The organism is Rhizobium sp. 18055 (assembly GCF_902706285.1).
Classification (GTDB): domain Bacteria; phylum Pseudomonadota; class Alphaproteobacteria; order Rhizobiales; family Rhizobiaceae; genus Rhizobium.
The window spans coordinates 721,552-738,400 of the sequence record NZ_CACSKD010000001.1; the positions used below are offsets into that span (position 1 = coordinate 721,552).

Annotated in this window: 16 protein-coding genes and 1 pseudogene; 8 read left to right on the forward strand and 9 right to left on the reverse strand. The window is 60.0% G+C overall.

Translation table 11 applies throughout. The features are described from left to right. Positions 1 to 2 precede the first annotated feature (2 nt). On the forward strand, positions 3 to 884 hold the full coding sequence (locus GVL52_RS03350) for an MFS transporter (protein ID WP_160003934.1): 882 nt from the start codon (positions 3 to 5) through the stop codon (positions 882 to 884). Positions 885 to 927: 43 nt separating this feature from the next. On the opposite strand, the gene GVL52_RS03355 is transcribed toward GVL52_RS03350, so the two are convergent. The 8 genes from GVL52_RS03355 to GVL52_RS03390 all read right to left on the reverse strand — a co-directional run bounded on the left by GVL52_RS03355 (position 928) and on the right by GVL52_RS03390 (position 10,265). Next, positions 928 to 1,533 (reverse strand): alkylhydroperoxidase domain protein, encoded by a 606-nt coding sequence (locus GVL52_RS03355; RefSeq protein WP_160003935.1) that lies wholly within the window; start codon positions 1,531 to 1,533, stop codon positions 928 to 930. Positions 1,534 to 1,545: 12 nt separating this feature from the next. Then, on the reverse strand, positions 1,546 to 2,178 hold the full coding sequence (locus tag GVL52_RS03360) for a CMD domain protein (protein ID WP_160003936.1): 633 nt from the start codon (positions 2,176 to 2,178) through the stop codon (positions 1,546 to 1,548). A gap of 28 nt (positions 2,179 to 2,206) precedes the next feature. Next, the gene (locus tag GVL52_RS03365) at positions 2,207 to 3,256 is read right to left on the reverse strand and encodes a putative FMN-dependent luciferase-like monooxygenase (protein ID WP_160003937.1); all 1,050 of its coding nucleotides are present in this window, start codon (positions 3,254 to 3,256) and stop codon (positions 2,207 to 2,209) included. Continuing rightward, the gene (locus tag GVL52_RS03370; protein WP_160003938.1) at positions 3,253 to 4,941 is read right to left on the reverse strand and encodes an ABC transporter ATP-binding protein; all 1,689 of its coding nucleotides are present in this window, start codon (positions 4,939 to 4,941) and stop codon (positions 3,253 to 3,255) included. The genes GVL52_RS03365 and GVL52_RS03370 overlap by 4 nt, the downstream gene beginning before the upstream one ends. Next, positions 4,938 to 5,855 carry an ABC transporter permease gene (locus GVL52_RS03375; protein ID WP_160003939.1) on the reverse strand — a complete coding sequence of 306 codons (918 nt, stop codon included), beginning with the start codon at positions 5,853 to 5,855 and terminating at the stop codon, positions 4,938 to 4,940. Before GVL52_RS03375 ends, GVL52_RS03370 begins: the two co-directional genes overlap by 4 nt. Continuing rightward, entirely contained in the window at positions 5,852 to 6,796 is a 945-nt protein-coding gene (locus tag GVL52_RS03380) for an ABC transporter permease (protein ID WP_160003940.1), read from the reverse strand. Before GVL52_RS03380 ends, GVL52_RS03375 begins: the two co-directional genes overlap by 4 nt. A gap of 56 nt (positions 6,797 to 6,852) precedes the next feature. Further along, on the reverse strand, positions 6,853 to 8,487 hold the full coding sequence (locus GVL52_RS03385) for a TIGR04028 family ABC transporter substrate-binding protein (RefSeq protein ID WP_160003941.1): 1,635 nt from the start codon (positions 8,485 to 8,487) through the stop codon (positions 6,853 to 6,855). Positions 8,488 to 9,059: 572 nt separating this feature from the next. Continuing rightward, positions 9,060 to 10,265 (reverse strand): MFS transporter, encoded by a 1,206-nt coding sequence (locus GVL52_RS03390; RefSeq protein WP_160003942.1) that lies wholly within the window; start codon positions 10,263 to 10,265, stop codon positions 9,060 to 9,062. Between the two features lie 108 nt (positions 10,266 to 10,373). Here GVL52_RS03390 and GVL52_RS03395 point away from each other — a divergent pair, with 108 nt between their 5' ends. The 4 genes from GVL52_RS03395 (at position 10,374) to GVL52_RS03410 (ending at position 14,345) form a co-directional block, all read left to right on the forward strand. After that, positions 10,374 to 11,312, forward strand: coding sequence for an AraC family transcriptional regulator (locus tag GVL52_RS03395; RefSeq protein ID WP_160003943.1), 939 nt, complete (start codon positions 10,374 to 10,376; stop codon positions 11,310 to 11,312). Positions 11,313 to 11,442: 130 nt separating this feature from the next. After that, entirely contained in the window at positions 11,443 to 11,703 is a 261-nt protein-coding gene (locus tag GVL52_RS03400) for an enolase C-terminal domain-like protein (RefSeq protein WP_160003944.1), read from the forward strand. A gap of 368 nt (positions 11,704 to 12,071) precedes the next feature. Beyond that, the gene (locus tag GVL52_RS03405) at positions 12,072 to 13,076 is read left to right on the forward strand and encodes an AAA family ATPase (RefSeq protein WP_160003945.1); all 1,005 of its coding nucleotides are present in this window, start codon (positions 12,072 to 12,074) and stop codon (positions 13,074 to 13,076) included. A gap of 93 nt (positions 13,077 to 13,169) precedes the next feature. Next, entirely contained in the window at positions 13,170 to 14,345 is a 1,176-nt protein-coding gene (locus tag GVL52_RS03410; protein WP_160003946.1) for a S8 family serine peptidase, read from the forward strand. On the opposite strand, the gene GVL52_RS03415 is transcribed toward GVL52_RS03410, so the two are convergent. Next, complete coding sequence (locus tag GVL52_RS03415) at positions 14,284 to 15,276, reverse strand: IS5 family transposase (protein WP_160004002.1); 993 nt, start codon at positions 15,274 to 15,276, stop codon at positions 14,284 to 14,286. The genes GVL52_RS03410 and GVL52_RS03415 overlap by 62 nt on opposite strands. Before the next feature lie 53 nt (positions 15,277 to 15,329). On the opposite strand from GVL52_RS03415, the gene GVL52_RS03420 reads away from it, so the two are divergent. From GVL52_RS03420 to GVL52_RS03430, 3 genes and pseudogenes are all read left to right on the forward strand, one after another. Continuing rightward, on the forward strand, positions 15,330 to 16,028 hold the full coding sequence (locus tag GVL52_RS03420; RefSeq protein ID WP_210254106.1) for a GMC oxidoreductase: 699 nt from the start codon (positions 15,330 to 15,332) through the stop codon (positions 16,026 to 16,028). Further along, entirely contained in the window at positions 16,012 to 16,509 is a 498-nt protein-coding gene (locus GVL52_RS03425) for a hypothetical protein (RefSeq protein WP_160003948.1), read from the forward strand. The genes GVL52_RS03420 and GVL52_RS03425 overlap by 17 nt, the downstream gene beginning before the upstream one ends. A 213-nt stretch (positions 16,510 to 16,722) precedes the next feature. Beyond that, positions 16,723 to 16,849 (forward strand): annotated as a pseudogene (locus tag GVL52_RS03430) (electron transfer flavoprotein subunit beta/FixA family protein); the annotation flags it as partial.

The following is a 16,849-nucleotide window of genomic DNA, read 5'->3' on the forward strand; positions in this document are numbered from 1 at the left end:
AGTTGGAAAACGTTCAAATTGATCCCCGCACCAACGCCCTGGCTTTGTCGTTCTCGCTGCTGGCACGGCCGTTCACCGAACTCTTCCCGGCGCTGGCAGGCGGCACCTTCAAGGGCGGTCCCGATACGCTTGGCCTGTTGATGGCGGCGCAGGGTGCGGGCGCGCTGTTCGGTGCCGGCTGGATGCTCCGGAAGCGGGCGACGGGAGCGCTGGTGAGGGTCACCTTTGCCGCCGCCCTCGGCATCGCCATTTCGCTCATCGCCTTTTCAGCGACCGGCACGTCCGGTCTCGCGCTGCCTTTGATCGCTCTCGCCGGGTTGTTTCACGTCATCTGCAATATCGGCATGCAAACCATGGCGCAGACAATGAGCGAACCGGCCATGCGCGGCCGCGTGCTGGCGCTCTACAATCTCGTTTTCCGCGCCGCCCCGGCACTGGGTGCATTCCTGATTGGCTTTGCCGGCCATTGGTTCGACCTACAGGTTTTGGCCTTGCCGCCGGCGCCTTGCTGCTCGGCATCATCGCGTTCATGCCATCGGTCAGGCGCGTCTACTTTGCTGAGCACTGATCCGATAATCGATAGTGCCACCACATTGCGCCCTCAGTTGCAGTGGCACCAGATGGTACAATGGGTTGCGGCTTCAGATACACCAGAAGATCACTTCCGTTCGCCGTCCCGGAACCTGCCCATTATCCAGGAAGCATGGATGATGCGCCTCTCGACAGATCGAAATTCCGGTCGTGCAAAAAGTTGGAGAACCAAGCGAATGGTTGGCCACGACCGACGTTCCCGCCTCCCTCGCAGAAGTCGTCCCGCTCGCACCTCCACCACAGGTTATTGTCGCCAGCACTCTGGCGCCAGCGACAAATGGTCGATGCGATAGTCTGCACAAGGCACTCCATACATCCACTGTCGACTTGAGGTTATCACTCGGCCGGGGTTGGCTCTCCAAGCGAGAGCATCAGCCTGTTTGCCCAATTGAAAAACGCCGTCCCATGGATGACATCAGAAATTTCCAGGTCGTCGAGACCATTTTGCCGCAGCCGCTCTATCTCGCTCTTGCCGAACTCAAGCGGCGTTTTGGTCAGGGCAACAGCGGCCTCGACGACAGCATTCCAGCGCGGTTCGCCCAGGTCTGCTCTGGTGCCCTCATCCAACAAGCGCTGAACGTCGTCTCTCCGTTTGGAATGATGCGAGGCGAAGCGCGAATGCACCGAGGCGCAGAATATACAACCGTTGGTGCGGGATGCAGCCGTCGCGGAAAGCTCACGCTCGGCGCGCGGAAGTCCCGCCGTGGTGTTGTAGAAGATATCCTTGTCTGTCCTGGTGCGCGCTTCTAGGATTTCCGGATCGCGCGCTAGCAGCATGAAATAGGGTGATTTCGAACGAGATGCATCGACAAGCCCCACCCAATGCCGCTCGGTCAGATCTTCTTCGACGAGTGGCTGTAGCCATGGAGTCCAGCCGATTTCAGCCTGGGTGAACACATCAGGACGGTTTTCGATGACGGGATGGATGACGGTATCGGTCATGATGGATTCTCCTTATTCCGCTGCCGTCGCGACGATCGAGCCTTGACCGGCTTGATCGAGCGCGGCAAGCGCTGCAATGACACGGACCTGAAACGAGAGGAAAGCGACGATCTGCGACAGAGTGACGGTCCCGGTGGCGTTCCATCCGGCATCGAGAAGTTTCTGCAGAGCGGCCGGACTGGATTCGCGCGGTCGGTAGACCAGAAGGTGGCTGTGCTCAAGCGCAGCGGACAGTTTTGCCCCCAACGCCACCCGCCCGAACTCCGAGACTTCAAACACTGGTCCCGGTCGATCCTCGACCGTCAGTGGTCCCTGCGGATAGTGGCCATAAGGACCATCCGTCCGGCCACGCGCGACCTCTGCCTTGACAGTCGCTAGCAACGAGGCGGCGCCGCCGACTTCGCCAATACCGGCAGCATAGAATTCGCTCGCAGCACTCGCACCATGCAACGCGGTCACGAAAACAGCGATTGCCAGGCGTTCGGCCCGCGTGATGTCCCCTTCGACAGTGGGCTCGAACAGGGCCAGATAGCTCTTCTGCGCATTGGCACGGGTTTCCGGTCGTTGAGCTCTAATGCGGTCCACGAAGGATCCCGCGCGGATACCGGCGAGAAGGTCGATGACATCAGGGACGGGGGCGGTCATGGCAGGTTCCTTTGGTTGTAGGGACAAATCAGGCGGTCGCAGCGAGGTGACGTTCTTGACGCAGGGGTGCGTCGTGAGACCAGCCAAGCGCCGGGGCCACAACGGTTGCGGTAAGCTCGAGCGATCGCAGGATGTGTTCGTGCGGCGGATCGACGGAATGGACCTGGAAGACCAGGTCGGTGACGCGGGCGAGCGCCGTATCGGCCCTCAATGATGCGATGACATCCTCCGGCGTTCCAACATGGACGTCGAAGGAGCGGATCAGATCGGCCGTAGTGGTTGCATCGATCTTGTGGCCGCTGGCGACGAAACGCTCGACGTTACGCCGCAGCCCCTCCTCCGCCAGTTCCAGCGCGATCTTCCTGTCATCGGCGACGAACAGACTTCGCGATCCCAGTATGCGCGGCTTGCGCCCCTCCGGTAGCGCGGACAGATAGTGATCGATGATCGGGTTTTGCAGATCCCAGAGCGCCGCATCGGGCGTCTCCGGCGCGCGCGGCTGCGTTCGAGACAGCATAAGACCATCGCCGTCGCGCCCGGCACGCTCGCCGCCGCCGACAGAGAAAGTTGCCTGCCAGACACGATCGAGCAAATCCGGCGCCGTCGGATAAAGCCGGTTGCCGCCGGCAAGCTCGCGCCCGGCCCAGGCGTCGCGTACCGTCGACAGGCTACGGGCATAGACAGCGCTACGCTCGCTGCTCTCCAGCCCGAAGGGCAGAAAAGATGACGGCGTGCCGCCAGTGCCGAAGCCGACTTCCAGCCGGCCATCGGAAAGCAGATCGAGCACGACCGTATCTTCGGCAACGCGGACGGCGCTTTCCATTGGCAGGGTGATGACGCCGGTGCCGAGGCGGATTCGCGTCGTCCTCGCAGCAACATCTGCAAGAAAGACCAGCGGTGCCGGTAGGCCGCCCTCATCGGCATGGAAATGATGCTGGGCCACCCAGGCGCTTTCGAAGCCGAACCGCTCGGCATGAATGATCTGCTCGGTCACCAGCCTGTAGCGGGTCGCGGCATCGGCCTGGTCAAGAAGGCGGCTGAAGAAACCCAGCCTCTTTGGTTGAACGGGTTGGGTCATAAGGTCGTTCCTGCAGGTGTCAAAGAGAGGCGCGGATAGGTCTTGCCCGGGATGGCGTCGATGAGGTCACGGGTGTAGGTGCTCTGCGGCTGGCCGAAAACCGCCTCGACCGACCCGCTATCGACGAGCTTGCCGGCATTGAGAACCGAGACGGTGTCGGAGATCTGCCGGACCACGGCGAGGTCGTGCGACACGAAGACATAGGTCAGGCCCAGTTCGCGCTGCAGTCTGTCAAGCAGCGCAAGGATTTGCGCCTGCACGGTGACGTCGAGCGCCGACACTGCCTCGTCGAGAACAAGGATCTGCGGATCGAGGACGAGAGCACGGGCGATTGCGACGCGCTGGCGCTGGCCACCGGAGAGCGCGTGCGGCCGACGCTGCAGCACATCGAGCGGCAAGCCGACCGTCTCGATGCTGGCGGCAACCTTCTCGACACGCCGCGCCCGTGGCATCGGATCGAAATTCAGCAACGGCTCCTCGACGATACGCGAAATAGTCTGGCGCGGATCGAGCGAACTGAACGGGTTCTGGTAGACCAACTGGATCTTCTTGCGGAAGAGCCGCAGGGTTTCGCCACGCAATGACGACAGATCCAGACCATCGACGACCACCCTCCCCGATGTCGGCTTCTGGAACGCAGACAGCGTGCGGATCGTGGTCGTCTTGCCGGAACCGGATTCGCCGACGATGGCATGGGTGGTACCGCGCGGCACCCGGAACGAAATGTCGTCGACGGCGCGAAAGCTGTTGCCGCGGCCGCCGATCCCGAAGTCCTGCACCAGGTTTTCGACGATGATGATATCATCTGCCCGTGCCTCTGGTGCGTGCGCGGCTGCATGGACACGCTGTTGTCCGGCGTTGAGCGAAGGGGCATCGGCGAGCAGGCGGCGGGTGTAGGCGCTTTGCGGGTTTTTGAGCACCTCGGCGGTTCGACCCTGTTCCTGGATACGACCATGCTGCAGGACAATCAGCCTGTCGGCGCGATCGGCAGCGACCCCGAGGTCATGAGTGACGAGCAGCACGGCCGTCCCATAGGCGCGGCGAAGTTCATCGATCAGGTCGAGGATACGTTTCTGCACGGTCACGTCGAGTGCGCTGGTCGGCTCGTCGGCAATGATCAGCGCCGGTTTCAGGGCGATGGCGATGGCGATCAGCACCCGTTGCTTCATGCCGCCCGAGAGTTCGTGCGGATATTGGGTCGAGCGCAGCCGCGGCTGGTCTAGCCCGACGCGCTCCAGAAGTTCGATCGCCTGCGCGTAGGCGACAGGTCCGGATGCCTTGCCATGGATGGCGAGGATCTCGGCAACCTGCTTGCCGATCGTCTTAACGGGATTGAGGGAGTTGCCGGGGTCCTGCGGCACGAGGCTAACGACCGCTCCGCGGATGCCGTCCAACCGCCGCTGTGGCCAACCGGCAACGTCCTTTCCACTCAGGCTGATCTGTCCTGCCTCGAGTTGTCCGCCATCGGGCAGAAGGCCGATGATGGCCTGCGCCGTCGAGCTTTTACCGGAGCCGGATTCGCCGACAAGCGCAACTGCCTCACCAGCAGCAATAGTGAAGTCGATGCCGTGAACGGCGGTTCTGCGACCATTGCGATCGCCGTAGGAAATGGTGAGGCCGGACACCTGAAGAACGGGCAGCGACGACGCGGCTCCGTGTGGTCGCCCCAGCGATATGACTGTCATCTCTGCACCTTTCCGATGGCCTGGCTGACGCGATTGACCGACAGCACCACGAGCACCACCACGATGCCGGGCGCGGCAGTCAGCCACCATGCCGTTGCGATATAGTTGCGCCCCTCAGCGATCAGCAGGCCCCATTCCGGCGTGGGTGGCGGGGCGCCGTAGCCAAGGAAACTGAGCGTGGAGAGCTGCAGTATGGCCGAACCCGCCTGCAGCGCCGTGAAAGCGATGACGGAGGTCAGGGAGTTCGGCAGAACGTGGCGCCACAGCACGTGCAGGAACGTGCCACCGCTGCCGAAGGCGGCCTCGACGTAATCGCTACGGCGCACCGTCACGACCTCGGAGCGGACAAGCCGGGCAAAGCTGGCAATCGAGGTCACCCCGACCGCGATGGCGGCGTTCACCGTGCCGAAGCCGAGCAGGATGATGATGCTGAGCGACAGCAGCAATGCGGGGATGGACAACAGGACATCAACCAGGCGCATGATCGCCTCATCGACCCAGCCCCCGAGCGAACCGGAAAGCACGCCGAGCGCTGTTCCCAGGACGAGACCGATGGCAACGGCAGCGAGTGCTCCGGACAGCGAGTGGACGGCTCCATGCACGATGCGTGCGTAGAGATCCCGCCCAAGCGCATCGGTGCCGAGCAGGTGTAGCGCGCTCGGCGCTTTCAGTTGCTGGCCAGGCAGACCTTGCACGGGATCATATGTGCTGAACAGGCCAGGCGCCAATGCGGACAACATAACCACAATCAGGACGACCACGGCAATGATGAGACCGGGCCGGATCAGGGTCCTCCGCCGCGTGGCATCGGGCGCAATTGTCGACGCATCGGCTGGCGCCGCTATGGGCATCTGGTCGGGAATACCGGTGCTGTCGAGATTGAAATGCCGTTCACCGGCGTCGAAGCTGGTCATCGCGCTGTACCCAATTGTGTTCGAAGTCGGGGATCGAGAACGGGATAGAGCAAATCCACGGCGAGATTGATGGCAACGAATGCCGTTGCCGAGATCACCACGATCGCCTGCAGGACGGCGACATCCTGGAAATTGACCGCCTGCTCGGCCAGGCTGCCGATGCCGTTGAGGCCGAACACCGTCTCGGTGACCACCGCCCCTGCCAGCAGTTCGCCGAACAGGACACCGGCCACGGTCAGCACCGGCAGGAAGGCATTCTTGGCGACGTGGCGCCACAGCACCCAGCTGTAGGAGGCGCCTTTGGCGCGGGCCACGGCGACGAATGGCCATGTCGAAACGTCGTCGATATTGCGCAGCAGAATCTGCGTCATGGGCGCCGAAATCGGGATCGCGATCGTCAGAATCGGCAGGATCAGGCCTTCCCACGGTCCGGGGTTGATCACCGGTACCAGCCGCAGCCGGAAGGAAAAAATCTGTATCAGCATGATGCCGAGCCAGAATGTCGGCACCGACACGAACAGCGAGGGCAGCGACTGGATGAGCGCACGAAGGCGACCGAAGCCGACCAGGCTGGACAGCACGGCAATGATGGCCGCCAGCAGCGATGCGACGATGAAGGCAAGGCCAGCGAGCCGGATCGTCGGTGGCAGGTTGGTCGTCAATTGCGCACTGACGGCAACACCGGCCTGCAGTGAATAGCCGAAGTCACCCGTCAGAAAATTGCCGAACGTGTGAAGATATTGGGTCAATACAGACCCGTCGGCCGCATAGGCTGTGCGGATCTCGGCGATCTGATCCGGGCTCAGTCCATATTCCGGATTCTGGAACTTGATCAGCACCGCGTCCCCCGGCATCGCCTGCAGCAGGACAAAGGAGATGGTGAAGGCTGCCCAGAGAACCAGCAGGGCCTGACCGATGCGCGAGATGATGTATTTTGCCATTGCCTCAGCCTTTCAGTGCACCCGGCCGGGCTGATCGCCAAGCCGGGTGCAAACCATCAATGTTCTGCCAGCCAGGTGCTGTAGAAGGTCGGCCGCCCAACGGATTCGAAGCCGACGCCTTGCACGTAGGGTGCACCGGCAAAGGCCTGTGGCTCCTCGAAGATCGGAATGGCATAGGCCTGATCCAGCACGTAGGTCTGGACCTCTCCGGCAATCGCCAGCCGCTTGTCGCGGTTCGGCTCCGACGATAGCGCTTCGAGCAAGCCATTCAGCTTGTTGTCGACGAAGGACTTTACCTTGTCGCTCGGCCCGCCCTTCTGGCGCAGCACGTCGCGGTTCTTAGGATAGTATTGGCTCTTGATCACGTCGGGATCGGCGCGGCCGACCATGGCTGGCGAGACCGGTGTCTTGGCGGGATCGAGATCATCCACCGTCTTGCTGCCGGCATCGCCCGCCAGCACGTTGAGGGTAACGCCGAGTTTCGCCCATTGCTGTGCGATCAGCTGCAGCGTTGCCTTGTTCTGCGGCTGCGGTGGAGACTCGTAGGCCGTCAGCACCAGCGGCTGGCCGTCCTTCTCGCGGATGCCGTTGGCAGCCGGCTTCCAGCCCGCCTCATCGAGAAGCTTGGTCGCCTCCGTCGGATCGTAGATGAGCTTCGATGACAGGTCTATATAGCCCTGAGCAGTCGATGCGAGCACCGACTTGGCCTGCGGATAATTTGCAGAGAACAACGTCATGACGATCTCTTGCGCATTCGTGCCGTGCAGCAGCGCCTGTCGCACACGCAGGTCGGCGACCAGGGGGTTGTCGGGACGGAAGACGACACTGTTGTTCACGCCGCGCGTCGGCGCGGCATAGATCTTGTAGCCTTGGCTTTCGACCTGCTCTTCGTCATAAGCCTGAACCTGGCGGATGAAATCGGCCTGCCCCGAGAGCAGTGCGCCGATGCGGACACTGTCCTCGCCGGTGACAATGTATGTGATCCCGTCCAAATAGGCGCGACCCTGATGGTCGAGCTTGGCCGGACCCCAGCTGTAGTCGGCGCGCGCTTTAAGCGATAGCTGCTTGCCCAGCGTCTCACTTTCGACGACGAAGGGACCGGAGCCGATGATCTTGGTCGCATCGCCGAGCTGCTCGAACGGAAGCGCCAGTGTCTGCAACGAAACAAGGCCGGAGCCGATGACTGACGTTCCCTGCAGGAAGCCGGGTGACGGCTTCTTGAAGTAGAATTTGACCGTGAGAGAATCGATGACTTCGCTGCGGTCATAGTTGTTGATGACTTCGGAAACCGGCTGCTTGAGCTTCTTGTTGCCGAGTCCGAACGTATCGAAATTCCTGGCGACTGCATTGGCGTCAAGCGGCGAGCCGTCGGAGAAAGTCACACCTGGTCGAAGCTTGAAGGTGTATTCCGTCGCCTGATCGTTGACCGTCCAGGACTCGGCGATCCACGGCTCGATATCAAGCGTCTTCGGGTTCTGATAGGTCAGTTTGTCGGTGATCTGGTTGAGCACGCCACCATTGGGATAGAAGCCACCCGCCGGCGGATAAAGGTTCGTGTGGGGCTGCTGCTCAAGATAGATCAGCGTGCCGCCCTGGGCTGGCTTTGCCGCGTCCTGCGCCGCTGCTGCATACGCGATCAACGATATTGCGCCGATTAGGACGGCGTTCTTGAATGATCCCTGAACTCTCATCTGTTGCCCTCTACTAGCATGATGAGCTCAGGTTATGCGATAATTCTGTTAGTCCATAGAATTGGTATTCTAATTTTCATCGCTTTCAGGAAATCGTAATGGGATATTCGTGTCCATGTCGGCAAAGACCAGTGCAGTTGATTTGTCACATCAGTCCACCGCTTGTTAAAACTCAGCGGTCCCTATCTCGTCAAATACCCATTGCTGGAAACAATCGGACCGGCGCACGTCGACAGCTGAGCAATGCCTAATTCTTGACGCTTACGGAGCATTCGAAACTCAGTTACGTTGAACAGACTCCCGTTGTTTTGGCTGCTCAAGCGTCGATTTAATGCGCAGGCCGCACATCGCATGATTTTCCCGACTCCCTCTTGTCTAACGGAGCCAACGCCACTCGATAATTCATCATGTGGCGCCTCGTCGCAGCAGTAGACCCACTTTCCTCCTTGGGCACCTCAACGCCGGCTATTGCCCCGGCCCGCTCCTCACGAGCGCACCTTTGCGAATGACCAGGTGGCGATTGCCGTGTAGCGGCCTGCAAGTCCACGACGAATTAACGACACCAATGGGTGTCATTCTGCGACAACGACGCTTGATCTGGCAGCGTAGCCGATGACCGCAACACCGAACAGCGCGGCGATACCGGCGAAGGCAAAGACACCTGACGGTCCCTGCGTTTCGAACAGCAACCCACCAAACACGGCTCCGCTGGAAATCGCCACTTGGAAGGTTGTCAGCATCAACGCGCCAGCGCTTTCTGCTTCGTCGCCAGCAGCTTGTGTAACAAAGCTTTGGACGCTGACCGGCAATGCGCCAAACGCCAGGCCCCAAAGCGCAGTCGCAACAATTGCAATGGCAGGCGACGTGCCGGCAAAGGCCAGGCCGAACGTGGTGGCGGCGATGCCGCCTGCCGCAAGCGCCATGGTAAGCGGTGTGTTGCGCTCGGCGAGCAGGCCACCAGCGATATTGCCGATAAAGCCCCCCATCCCGAATGCCAGCAGGATTGCCGAGATCCCGTCAACGTCGAACCTAGGCACCTCCTCGAGAAAGGGTCGGATGAAGGTGAAGCCCGCAAAATGGCCCGCAACCACGAGCGACACCGTTAACAATCCGCGCCGGATTGCTGGGCGGTGTAGAACGGCTGCCATCGTGCTAAGCCCCGCCGCGCCAGTGGGTGGCATCGCAGGAAGTGTCAGCGCTTGAGCAACGAGCGCGACGACGCCGACGCCTGCAGCAATGGAGAAGGCATACCGCCAGCCGAGCGCCGCACCGACCCAAGCACCAATAGGCGCCGCACAGACGGTAGCCGCCGACACGCCGGTCATGATGATTGCCATCGCTCTTGGCATGCGCCGTTCCGGAACCAGTCGCATAGCCAGCGCCAGCGACATGGCCCAAAAGCCTCCGAGACCGATTCCAAGCAACGCGCGCGATGCCAGAAGCATGAGGATCCCACTTGCTGTTGCTGCGAGCAGGCTAGAGACGATCAGTAAGACCGTCAGCCCGAACAGCACATAGCGCCGGTCGAGGCGCCCTGTGCCTATTACCACCGCAGGACCCGCAATTGCGCCAACGATTGCCGTCATTGTTACTGATTGGCCTGCCGCACCAATGCTGACGCCGAGATCATGCGACATAGGTGTCAGCAGGCTGGCAGGCAAAAACTCAGCGGTGACCAGGCCAAAAACACCCAACGCCAGCGAGACGACGCCCGCCCAGGCAGCCTTGGGTTCCTCCTGATCGGGGTGGAAAACGTTGTTTGTCGGTTGAGAATTCATAAGCCGTCTCCTGATGTGAGATCGGGACTCTAGACACAGACGCTTGGCGTTTCTATGTTGCAAAATCCATATTACTTGACAATTCGTCCAGACGACGAAGGATACTTGATGACTGATCCGTTGACGGAGATGCTGCGGGGCCTACGGCTAGATGGTGTGGAATACGGCCGTTGCCAGCCGTCTGCGCCATGGGCCACCGCTTTTCCAACACAGGAAGAAGCGCAATTCCATTTCCTGGCGACGGGTAGCGCCTTTCTTCGCGCTCCTGACGGAGAGTGGACGGAGATGCATCCGGGCGATGCCGTCCTGCTGCCGCGCGGCGACGGCCACGTCGTGGCAAGTGAACCCGGTCTGACGCCCATACCGGTCGATTGCCTCCCGCGTAAGCCACTCTGCGATGGTATTGTCGATCTGCAATGCCATTGCCCCGACACGACGAACCTTCTGTTTTTTGCCGTCATGCGCTTCAATGTCGACAAACATCATCCCTTACTGAAGCTGATGCCTGATGTGATGCGCACAAGCGATCTGGCTGCAAATGAGCCGGCTATTCCTGCTCTGCTTGATGCAATGGCGCGCGAAGTCGACTTGAACCGGGTCGGCGCCGGTGGAATTCTCGCACGTCTTGCCGACGTGTTGACCGCAACAATCATTCGCACCTGGGTCGAGCATGGTTGCGGCGACGCCACCGGTTGGCTCGCGGCCGTACGCAACCCCGAAGTCGGCCGTGTGCTGGCTGCGATTCATCTCAACCCGGCGCATGACTGGAGCGTTGACGAACTTGCACGCCAGATGGGTGCGTCGCGATCTGGTTTCGCCCAACGCTTTGTCGACGTCGTCGGCGAAACGCCTGCGCGCTACGTCGCCCGGATGCGTATGCACTTGGCTCATCAGTGGCTTCGCGAGGGCCAGCGCGTTTCCGCTGTCGCCCGACGTCTGGGCTATGAATCGGAAGCTTCCTTCAGTCGCGCGTTCAAGCGCGTGATCGGCGCGTCGCCGAGCCACTTCCGCGAACGCGCCAGATCTTCTATCGACCTTCACGCATGATGCTGAACAAACCGGAAAGCACTCATGTAAAAGCGCACGTATGCTTTTGAATTTGGGCTGGCGCGGTCACTCACCGCCCGCGGAGCAGCCTCGCTGAAGCCTACTACGTATAGTGTCACCGCGCAGTCCGATGGGGTTTCTGGCAACGGCCGTCAACATCCACTTCTGCGCCGCTCAGCCAAACTTCAAGATTCTCGAGTACAAGCCTCACTTCCACGCGCCGCCGTGGGCGGTGGATCCCTACGTCCCGGTCCACGGACACAGGGAACTTCGGCCGCATCGGCCGGGCTGGGGTGTCGAGATCGATGAGAAAGCACTTGCCACAGAGGACCACATTCACTGGGAGCAAAAAATTACCCGCAAGCCAGTCGGGTCGCTTGCCTGTCCTTGATCGACCACAACTTCGACTGCGGCATAAAAAGTGCCGCAGTCGAAGTTGCACAAACACCACCGCCTTGAAGAGATTCGAACCTTCGACCCGGTGGCACGTTGAACCAACGGCGCTGATTATAAAGGTAAAAGAGATTCACTTGCACGGCCATCATGTTCCTCATATGTTCTAAAATCGGTTTTTTGATTTGGACTCTGTGTCTTGAGCGCGATGCAGGATTTGCGGTCGCTGCTTCGACGAGCGTGATAGGAGCGAGTAATGAAATATTGTAGCTTTCATTGCACGATCCGGGTGTGGATGACCCCAGCCGCCACCTTATATTGTCGGCCGGTTTGATAGTAGTATGGCTCAACGAAGAGAGAATAACCGTGTCGAACGCCAAGCAAATCCTTGCCATGCTGCGAAGCCGCGCTGAGGGCGACGACGACCTGTTTTTTTCGATCGCTCTCCAGATTGCCGCATCCGAGGCCCGTCAGGGACACAAGACCACGGCTGATGAGATGCGAGCCGAGGTTGACAGAGCCCGGGCCCGCAGATCCCTAGGAGCAAGTGTTGCCATTCCGCTCGGGGCGCCTCGAGGTGACCTCGAAGGACTTCTCGAGCTTCGCGAGCCACGTTTCAAGCTGAAAGACATGGTTCTGGCGCCGGGATTGCTCGACAATCTCGAAGATATGATCCGGCAGCAGAGGAAGCGTGACTGGCTACGGGAACATGGCCGCACGCCTAATCGCCGGGTTCTGTTCGTCGGGCCGCCTGGTTCGGGTAAGACGATGTCCTCGGAAGCGCTGGCCGGCGAGCTCAACCTGCCATATTACGTGATCCGGCTGGAAGGGCTCATCACCCGATATATGGGCGAGACCGCAGCAAAGCTCAGGCTAGTTTTTGACGAAACCGCAAAGCGCCGCGGCGTCTACCTCTTTGATGAATTCGACGCGGTTGGTGCGCATCGAACGTCGAACAACGATGTGGCCGAGATGCGCCGAGTCCTCAACTCATTCCTGCAATTCATGGAAGAGGGCAATTCGACGGACAGCCTCATTGTTTGTTCGACCAATCACCCCTCGCTTCTCGATCGAGCCTTATTGCGTCGATATGATCTGGTCCTCGAGTTTGAAGCGCCGACGGCCGACCAGATCAAGCAAATCATCGTCAACAACCTCAAGCCTATGTCGTCGGCCAGGCTCGGCTGGACGAAAATCGTCAAGGCAGCCGACGGTCTCAGCCAATCCGAAATCGTCCGCGCGGCCGATGATGCAGTCAAGACCGCGATCCTTGACGAACGGAAGACGATTGCAACTGAGGACGTCGTGCAACGTCTTAACCAACGTCGGGAGATGCGCGACGCTTTCCTCGATAAGAAGCGCGTACACTGACCGATGGCAGGCCGATTCACGCTTCCGCACATTGATGTTTCGGCACTCCATACCGCAAGCCCATACACGGGCACAGGTAGCGGTGGTTCGAGCGTGCCGCGCATCCGTGCGGAGCATGGGCGCAAACTCAGCAACGAACTGGATGTCGCGCTTGCCGCAATTACGGAACTCAGGGGTGCAGATCCTAGACTGGAACCTGCCGCAGGCGGATACATCGAAGTTGAGTTGCGGCCCGGCACCAGTGCCGACGTCTTAGAATGGAAGAAGCACGGCATACGCCCAGGGGCGACCAAGGACCGCGATAACTTGCGCACGGTGGCGCTCTATGTTCCGGACAATGCGCGAGAAGCCATTCAGCAGATCCTCGATGACTATCTGTCAGGTCCCCTCTCCCCGAAGGGAAATCCGCCGAACGCCAGCCGCGTGGAGAAAATCGAGGAGATCAGGCGCGCACGCCTGGAAGTCTTCTGGACCGACGACCCTAATGCCCTGCCCGACAACCCTCAGCATCTGATGTGGTGGGCGATCTGGGCGCATCGCGACAATGAAGCGGCCGTTGAAGACGTCTGCCGCCGGCTCTCTCTGCGCGCCGCCTCCGCCGATCGCCGGCTTTATTTCCCGGAAGCCGTCGTTATCCCCGTGCTCGCGCGCCGAGCCGCGATCGAGTTGATGACCTTCGCGACCGGCGTCGTCAGCGAGCTCCGACGCGCGAGCGATAATCCGGTGTTTTTCCTTGAAGACGCCCGAGAAAACCAGAACGAATGGGTCGACGATCTTGCTGGCCGTATCGTCTGGCCGGGAAATGAGGTTCCTGCCGTCTGCGTCATGGATACGGGGGTCAATCGCGGCCACTCGCTGATCGAGCCGGCACTTGCTGCAGCTGACCAGCACGCAATCGACCGCGATTGGGGCGTCGACGATCATCATAGCCATGGCACGGCTATGGCAGGCTTGGCACTGCACGGCGATTTGACGGCCGCACTATCCGATCGGTCCGAGCGACGGCTGAACCATCGGCTGGAATCGGTGAAGCTCCTGCCGCCGCAAAATATGGACCCGAACGAGCCGCACTCCTACGGCGTGATCAGCCAGACCGCCGTGTCGCTGGCAGAAATCGCTGCACCCGAAAGAAGCCGGGTATTCTGTATGGCGGTGGCGTTGGTGCGGGGATCGAAGTTCGTTCAGATTCTGATCTTTGATGCCTTCATTATGCTGTGGTTTCGATCAGACGAACAGATTTCGGGCGGCTGCAGGCAAGCATGCGGTTGAGGATGGCGATGCCCATGGCAAGTTCCGTCTGCTGTGCTGCGAAGGACCGAGCGCGCAGTCGGTGTCCGATGATCGACTTGTACCTTCCTATTGCGGTCTCGACGAGTGAACGCTTGCCGTAGCCGGTCGCAGCTTGCCATTTCATCCGCCCGTCGGTGTTGATCGACGTTATATGCCGGTCGCGCTGCTGGTTGGCGGCTTCTGTATCCGAGCGGTCGACCGCGTTGGAGCGCGGCGGTATAACGATCGTGGCGCCGGCGCTGTGCTTGGTGACGACATCGTAGGTCGACTTGCCGTCATAGGCACCATCGGCGGTAAACCGCTCGATAGGTGCCGCAATCTGTTCGAGCAGCGGTTCCACTTGCGAGGCGTCGCCAGCATCTTTGTCAGTCAGGATGTGAGCGATGATCTCGCCGCTGTCGGCATTCGTTGCCAGATGCAGTTTGCGCCATCCCCGCCGCGACCTGGCGCCGTGCTTTTCCTCCAGCCATTGGCCGGCACCGTAAACTTCAAGGCCGGTACTGTCGATGAGAACGTGGATCGGTCCTTCTGCTGAAACCGAACGGCCTTGCTGCCTGTCAAAAGGCCGTCCTCTCTGTGCCCGTCGGCTCAATGTCGTGTGATCGGGCACGGGAAGATCCAATCCCATCAGCTCAAGCACTGATGCCAAAAAGCCCTCCGTCTGGCGCAACCGCAGGCCGAACACCAGCCCCAACATCAGGCTGGTCTCGATTGCCAGATCGGAATAACGCGCTTGGCCGCCGCGCGTTGTCCGCTTCTGTGCCTTCCATAACGACAAAGCTTCCGGCGTCATCCACAGTGTCAGGCTGCCACGTCGACGAAGCCCCGCTTCGTATTCCGACCAGTTCGTCACCTTAAACTTCACCTTGCCGATGCGATGACGGCGGCCAGAATTGTGCTTATGCGGCATCGTGTGCAGATCAATCACGCTGGTTGCGATCAAACACCCATAGCCGCTAACCGTTGAAATTCGATCCCTGCACCAATGCCGATCTGGAGACATGGCGCGGGCCGCTCGGAGCGGTGATTAGCTCAATGCAGTTCTACGAAACCGACAAGTCGAGAGGTTTTGTACGAGGCTCCAAGATGCATGCTTCCACGGCACCCGGCCTCATTATGAACGGCGTGGATCCCCATCGGGCATTGCCATTCGAAGAGCTTTGGGGAGAAAACTTCCACACAGTCATTCGTGACGCCTGCAGTACCGTGCTCTGGGCGGCGAATATCGAGGACCTCCCGGAGGAGAGCAACCGCGTAACGCTCGATCCGACCCTTTGTGATAGCGATGGAATTCCAGCCCCCAAGATCGAGTATCGCTTCAGCGAAAACACGCTGAAGAACAGGGACTTCACGCTCGATCGGATGGTCGAGGCGCACAAGGCAGCTGGTGCGAAAAAGGTGATCCCAGTCGCGGAAATGCCTGGCGAGCCCGGTCACCTTCTGGGAACTGCGCGGATGGGAAATGATCCCAAGACGTCCGTGGTCAACGCCAATGGCATAGCACACGATGTGCCCAATCTCTTGATTGCGGACGGCAGCATCTTCGTGACCAGCGGCTCCGCAAACCCAACAAGCACCATCTGCGCCTTGGCGCTGAAGATTGCAGAAAACCTCGTTATGACCATCAAAAATGAGGAGGCGGCACATGAGCCAGCCATCTGACGCCAAGCACTCCCCTCTTCGCCTCAGTGCTTCGCTGCCCAAACGTAAACCCAGGAGAGAGTTCACAGAATCAGAGATAGGGGCTCTTGGCGCCGTGGCCGATACTTTGATCCCCGCGAAAGGTTCAAACCTTTCTGGCAGTGCGGTGGCCAATTTTAGGGCGCTTGTCACCAGAGCGGCCACCATTCTCGATTCTCAATTCGAAGAATTGGAGGCTCTGCTCCGAGAGGTTGGGGAAATCCATACCGAAAACCTATGGAACTGGCTGAAGGATTTGGACCGTAGCCGTCCTCGCGATTTCTACCTCATATCGCTGATCGTGACGGCAGCTTACGTCTATTCCGAAGAGATGAAGGAGGCACTCAAATACCCCGTCCCTCATCAGAACCCGGCAGGCATGTTCGAAATAGCAGACGAGCTTTCAAGCGGAATTCTTGACCCCGTCATGGAACGCGGCCCGATCTACGTGTCGGCGAAATAAACGGTTTGATGACAACATGCTTGGAGGACATAAATTGCGAAATCAGACCACGTCACCTCTCTCGCTCGCCATGGCCTTAGCGTCCGGCGCCGTTCCCTCTCGCGTCATTGTCGGCATTATACTGTTCGGATGTGCGATCGGGGCAGCTCTATTGCTGGTATCCAGATTCACTGGGTGAGCGACGAAAAACTAGAATTGCATCGGAAAAAAACAATGAAGATTCTCGTCCCCGTCAAGCGGGTGGTTGACTACAACGTGAAGATCCGCGTCAAGCCGGATGGCACGGGTGTCGAACTCGCCAACATCAAGATGTCGATGAACCCCTTCGACGAAATCTCCG